Genomic DNA, 6,000 nt, shown 5'->3' with positions numbered 1-6,000 from the left:
ACGCTCTCCCGATCTTGGAGCCACAGTTGGTCCGGGATGTCTCCGGCTGCCACGCGGGTGGCTGCCTCGGCTTGGCGGTGCCAGGTCTGCTCATAGTCGACTGTGCCGAGGTCACTGATAGCAATCGGTGCCTGGTGTGCGCGGATGGAACCGGTAGTGGTCATGGTTTCTACTCTCAAGACAGGTGCTGAAATGAGTGTCGGCCCGGACACTGACGAGGTCAATGTCCGGGCCGACGGTGGTGCTTTTTTAAAGCTCCAGGTCCTCCATGAAGTCCGCCTTCTGCAGGCGGTCCACGATGGTGGTCATGAAGCGGCCGGCGTCTGCGCCGTCGACCAGGCGGTGGTCGTAGGTCAGCGGCAGCAGGGCCATGGCGCGCACGCCGACGTAGTCATCATCGTGGTCGGTGATAACAACCGGGCGCTTGCGGATGGCGCCGGTACCCATCATGGCTGCCTGCGGCGGCACCAGAATCGGAGTGTCAGTCAGGGCGCCTTCAGAACCAATATTGGTGATGGTGAAGGTGCCATTGGACAGATCCGAGGGCTTCAGCTTGTTATTCCGGGCACGCTCAGCCAGGTCAGCAATAGCCTGGGCCAGCTGCGGCAGGGTCATGTCCTGGGCGTTGTGGATGACCGGGGAGAGCAAACCACGTTCAGTATCCACGGCAATGCCGAGGTTGACCTGCTCGTAGTAGGTGATCTCCTTGGTCTTGTCATTCCAGGAGGCGTTGACGTTCGGGTGCGAGACCAGAGCCTCAACAGCTGCCTTGGCGAAGAACGGCAAGAAGGTCAGCTTCACACCATGCTTGTCCTGGAAGGCCTGCTTGTACTCCTTGCGCAGGTCCCAGATCTCGGTCATATCGGCCTCGTGGACCTGGGTGAGCTGTGCGGACTCCAGCAGCGACTGGTGGGTCTTCTTCGCCGTGATCTCACGAATCCGGTTGACCTTCTGGGTGGTGCCGCGCAGTTCAGCCAGCTCGGGGCGCACACCAGCAGTCGACCAGCGGGACTTGGCATCCTTCTTCTCGTCGGAGTCAGCGCCGGAGTCGGAGCCGCCCTCAGCGGCCTTGAGCACGTCCTGCTTGCGGATACGGCCGCCGATGCCGGAGCCCTCAATGGTGGAGAGGTCCACGCCATGCTTATCGGCGAGCTTGCGTACCAGCGGGGTGACGTAAGGAGCGTCCTTCTTCTCGCCCTTAGCGCCGCCCTTATCGGCCTTGGAATCAGCCTTGCCGGTGGACTTGTGCTCCTTCTGGATGCCCGTCTCGTCCGGCTTATCGCCCTTAGCGTTCTTGCTATTGGGCTTCTTGGCTTCCTTAGCCTTCTTCTCCTCGGACTCTTCCTTCACCTCTTCGGCGTCGGCATCATCGTCGTCAGAGCCGGAAGTATCACCGGACTCACCCTGCGGCTTGTCCTCTTCCTTGTCGTCGGCCTCATCGGCGGACTCGTCCGAATCGTCGGAATCATCGGAATCATCGGAATCATCGGAGGAAGCGGCGTCTTCATCGCCGATGCGGCAGATGACTTCGCCGACGTCGACGGTGTCGTCTTCTTCGGCAAGAATCTCGACGACAGTACCGGCCACGGGGGAGGGCACCTCGGTGTCGACCTTGTCGGTAGAGACCTCGAGCAACGGGTCATCAACCTCAACGGTGTCACCAACGGAGACAACCCAGGTGGTGATGGTGCCTTCGGAAACGGACTCGCCAAGCTCCGGCATCTCAACGTCGGTAGCCTTGCCGCCCTTAGCCGAGCCAGAGGACTTCTTCTCGTCCTTCTTCTCGTCCTTCTCGTCGGACGTGGACTCTTCTTGCTTATCCGCAGACTCATCGGACTCGTCCGAATCATCGGAATCATCCGAATCGTCGGAGGAAGCAGCGTCTTCGTCACCAACGCGGCAGATGACTTCGCCGACGTCGACGGTGTCGTCTTCTTCGGCGAGAATCTCCACCACGGTACCGGCCACGGGGGAGGGAACCTCGGTGTCGACCTTGTCGGTAGAGACCTCGAGCAGCGGGTCATCAACCTCAACGGTGTCGCCTACCGACACCAGCCAGGTGGTGATGGTGCCTTCGGAAACGGACTCGCCAAGCTCCGGCATCTCAACGTCGGTAGCCTTGCCGCCCTTAGCCGAGCCAGAGGACTTCTTCTCGTCCTTCTTGTCGGACTTATCCTCGTCCTCATCCGACTCAGCAGCATCGTCCGAAGCGTCCTCGGCCTCATCGCTGTTGTCGGAATCATCGGAATCATCGGCGTCGGCTTCGTCCTCGTCGCCGACCTCACAGATGACCTCGCCAACCTCGACGGTGTCATCCTCCTCGGCAAGGATCTTCACCAAGGTGCCGGCCACGGGGGAGGGAACCTCGGTGTCGACCTTGTCAGTGGAGACCTCCAGCAAGGGCTCGTCGACCTCAACGGTATCGCCGACCTGCTTCAGCCAGGTAGTAATCGTGCCTTCAGTGACGGATTCGCCTAATTCAGGCATCTCGACAGAGGTCGCCATGTGTGTGTACTCCTAGGCAGCTCTCGAATAAATCAGTGGTTATGGGAAAGGATACCGGGTCGACGTCGATAGCGCCGAGGCTGGTCGAAGTAATGTGCGCCGAAGCGGCCAGCAGGCGCCCCAGGGCCGACCAAAAAGATCGGCCCACAAGGGCGCCTGCGGTTAAACCTCCAGCTACTCGGCGATGTCCTCAATTGCCGCGAGCATGGTGCGCACCGGCACACCGGTCGCACGCTTAGGCGTGTAGCCCCACGCCGCATGAGTATTAAACGCCGGGGCGGCAACGTCGATATGCACCCACTGCGTCTCACCGGACACGAAATTCTCCAAGAACGCGGCGGCCACACTCATACCGCCCTCCCGGTTGGGGCCAATATTCTGCAGATCCGCCCACTGCGACTTCACGCCCTCAACATGATCTTCCGGGATGGGCATAGCCCAACCGCCCTCGCCCAACTCCTGGGACAGTTCCGCCACCCGGTCCCGGAACTCATCGTGGCCCAGCACGCCCGGGGCGCGGCTGCCCAAAGCAATCATCTGCGCACCAGTCAAAGTGGCAGTGTCAATGAGGTAATTCGGATTATCCTCGCAGGCACGCACCAAACCATCAGCAAGGATCAGACGACCCTCGGCGTCAGTATTGAGCACCTCGACGGTCTTACCGCCGTACTGAGTAATGATGTCGCCCGGGCGGTACGACTTGCCATCAGGCATATTCTCCGCCATCGGCACCGTGGCAATCACCGTCACCGGCAGGTCCAGTCGCGCAGCCAACACCACGGTGGCGATAACCGCAGCGGCACCGCCCATATCCAAAATCATGGTGTTCATCGACGCACCCGGCTTCAACGAGATACCGCCGGTATCGAACGTAATGCCCTTACCCACCAGGCCAAAGGTGCGCCCGCCGCCCTTATGCGTCATACGCACCAAACGCGGCGGCCGCGCAGAACCACCACCGACGGCCATAATGCCGCCATAGCCCTGTTCGGCCAGGGCAGCGTCGTCAAGCACCTCAACCTCAAGACCTGCATCCTTGCCCAGCGCCTCCGCCGCAGCAGCGAAAGACCCCGGGAATAAGGCACCGGAATGAGTATTGGTGAAGTCACGAGCAGTGCACACCGCATCAACCACAGCCGACGCCCGGGCAACCTCATCATCAGAGGCGCCAAGCACAGTCACAGTAAGGTCGGCGACCTCGTCGGCATCGCTCTTTACACCCGGGTAGTTGTACCCACCAAGGCCCGCACCCTCCAGCGCAGCCAACGAATCGAAAACCCCCAGAGTGGACACCACGTGCTTCGCCTTGCCGACGGCACGCAGAGCCGCACCAGAAGCGCGACGCACATCATCAGCGCTGGGATCCTCCGAGCCCAGGCCCACAGCCAAAACCTTCTCCGCAGCCAACCCCTCAGGCGCCGGGATGGTGGTCGTGGCCTCCAACTTGGTGCCAGCCTCCACCGCAGACAACCCCGCCAGGACATCCTGGGCGTGATCGGCGAACGCAGCGTCGCTGACTAACTCCACACCATCATCGCCCTGCAATACAGCCACAATGAGCGTGTCAGTATCGGCAGGCAGCCCGCCCTGGGCGTCGGCACCAGCCAAACGGACGCGACGACCCACTACCGGCAAAAACTCACCCAGCACCGCGGCATTCGGGGCGTGCGCATAACTCGACTCGGACATCTATTCACCTCCCGCCAGTGGGCAACCCCACCGGCTATCGCATGGTCTCCACACACACCGTACCGACGACGTCAATGCCGACCTCTGCCTGCGACGAAGCGCAGGAGAGTTACACTTATCGGTCATGGCAGCCCTGAATTTCGAGATCAAGCCCAATCCGTCACCACGCGACGCCGCCGAGCGAAACGCCATCCTGGCTAATCCCGGCTTTGGCCAGCACTTCACCGACCACATGGTCCTGATCGACTGGGACGCGCAGCAGGGCTGGCACAACGCCCGCGTCGAAGCCTATGGGCCGATCCCGATGGACCCATCGACCTCCGTGCTGCACTACGGACAATCCATCTTCGAGGGCATGAAAGCCTACCGGCATGACGACGGCTCCATCGTCTCCTTCCGCCCGGACCAAAACGCCAAACGCTTCCAACGCTCGGCAGAACGCATCGCAATGCCGTTCTTGCCCGAAGACCTATTCCTCGAAGCCGTGCGCCAACTCGTCGATATCGACCAGGAGTGGGTGCCCGCAGCAGGCAGCGAAGAATCGCTCTACCTGCGCCCCCTGATGTTCGCCACCGAACAGACCCTCGGCGTGCACCCATCAAATAGCTACACCTTCCTCCTGATCGCCTCCCCGGCCGGCTCCTACTTCTCCGGCGGCATCAACCCAGTAACCGTCTGGCTCTCACACGAATACGTCCGCGCCTGCCCAGGCGGCACCGGCGCCGCAAAATTCGCCGGCAACTACGCCGCCTCACTAGCCGCCCAGGCCGAAGCCGAAAAGCACGGCTGCGACCAAGTGGTGTGGCTTGACGCCATCGAGCGCACCTATATCGAAGAAATGGGCGGCATGAACCTCGCCTTCATCTACGGCACCGGCGATGACGCCAGCAACCTCAAGCTGGTCACCCCAGCACTGTCTGGCTCCCTGCTGCCCGGCATCACCCGCGACTCGCTACTCACCGTCGCCGAAGATATGGGTATGCACGTCGAACAGTCCCGGGTATCCACCGCCGACTGGGAAAACGACGCGGTCTCCGGTGAAATGTCCGAAGCCTTCGCCTGCGGCACCGCCGCAGTGATCACACCAGTCGGCACCGTCCACTACCGCGACGGCTCCTTCCAGATCAACGGCGCAACCACCGGGGAATGGACCATGAAGCTGCGCGAACGGCTAACCGGCATCCAACACGGCACCGTCGCCGACACCCACGGCTGGGTACACACTCTGGTTCCGGCCACATAACCCGACCACACAAGCGGCCACCGCCCCAGACACAGGGGAGGTGGCCGCTGGCGTACGCGCTACCGACGTCGGAAAGCCCGCACCCAAGCCACAACGACGGTGACAATATTCACCGCCACACACACCATTGCGATAGTGAGAAACGCTAGCGCCCGTTCCACCTGACTCACGATGTACTCGTTGCTCAGCGGAGACGGGTTATGGGCGAACGTGGCGAGGTGATAACTGCTATTCCAGGCGGCGCATAAGCAGGCCAGCGCACAAATCGTCAGCAGCAAAGAAACAATACGGAGGGTGCGTTCGCGGGTCATAGCCGGCTAGGTTACCGCGCCGAACAGCACAGCCCCGAACACAGCGATGCGCCCCATAGCTTCAGCTACAGAGCGCATCTGTGAAGTCGACCCGGTTGACTCGTACGTGGCGCCCCGGCAAACGGTCGACGCGTTCCTCAAAGTGGGCGAGTCCCGGAGGGGAACTTCACTTGCCGCCTCCCGGCGGTATGCCCATAGCGTATGCCGTTCTCTAATGGCCGGTCAAGGACTTTCGGAGCAATGTTGATTCCG

At 61.6% G+C, this 6,000-nt stretch carries 4 protein-coding genes; 1 reads left to right on the top strand and 3 read right to left on the bottom strand.

From position 1 onward, the window contains the following. Positions 1-249: 249 nt before the first annotated feature. On the bottom strand, positions 250-2,505 hold the full coding sequence (gene sucB / locus KRX51_RS10120; RefSeq protein WP_218363020.1) for a 2-oxoglutarate dehydrogenase, E2 component, dihydrolipoamide succinyltransferase: 2,256 nt from the start codon (positions 2,503-2,505) through the stop codon (positions 250-252). A gap of 174 nt (positions 2,506-2,679) precedes the next feature. Next, a complete protein-coding gene (locus tag KRX51_RS10115; RefSeq protein WP_218363019.1) occupies positions 2,680-4,194 on the bottom strand; it encodes a leucyl aminopeptidase in 1,515 nt (504 codons plus the stop codon). 124 nt (positions 4,195-4,318) lie between these two features. Between KRX51_RS10115 and KRX51_RS10110 the strand changes: the two genes are divergently transcribed. Beyond that, on the top strand, positions 4,319-5,437 hold the full coding sequence (locus tag KRX51_RS10110) for a branched-chain amino acid aminotransferase (protein ID WP_218363018.1): 1,119 nt from the start codon (positions 4,319-4,321) through the stop codon (positions 5,435-5,437). 59 nt (positions 5,438-5,496) lie between these two features. Here KRX51_RS10110 and KRX51_RS10105 read toward each other — a convergent pair whose 3' ends face one another. Continuing rightward, positions 5,497-5,748, bottom strand: a complete 252-nt coding sequence (locus tag KRX51_RS10105) for a hypothetical protein (RefSeq protein WP_218363017.1) — start codon at positions 5,746-5,748, stop codon at positions 5,497-5,499. Positions 5,749-6,000: the final 252 nt, after the last annotated feature.

This window comes from Corynebacterium sp. TAE3-ERU12 (assembly GCF_019209905.1).
Classification (GTDB): Bacteria; Actinomycetota; Actinomycetes; order Mycobacteriales; family Mycobacteriaceae; genus Corynebacterium.
Note: the sequence above shows the minus strand (reverse complement) of the source record. Positions and strands in the feature narration are given on the sequence as shown.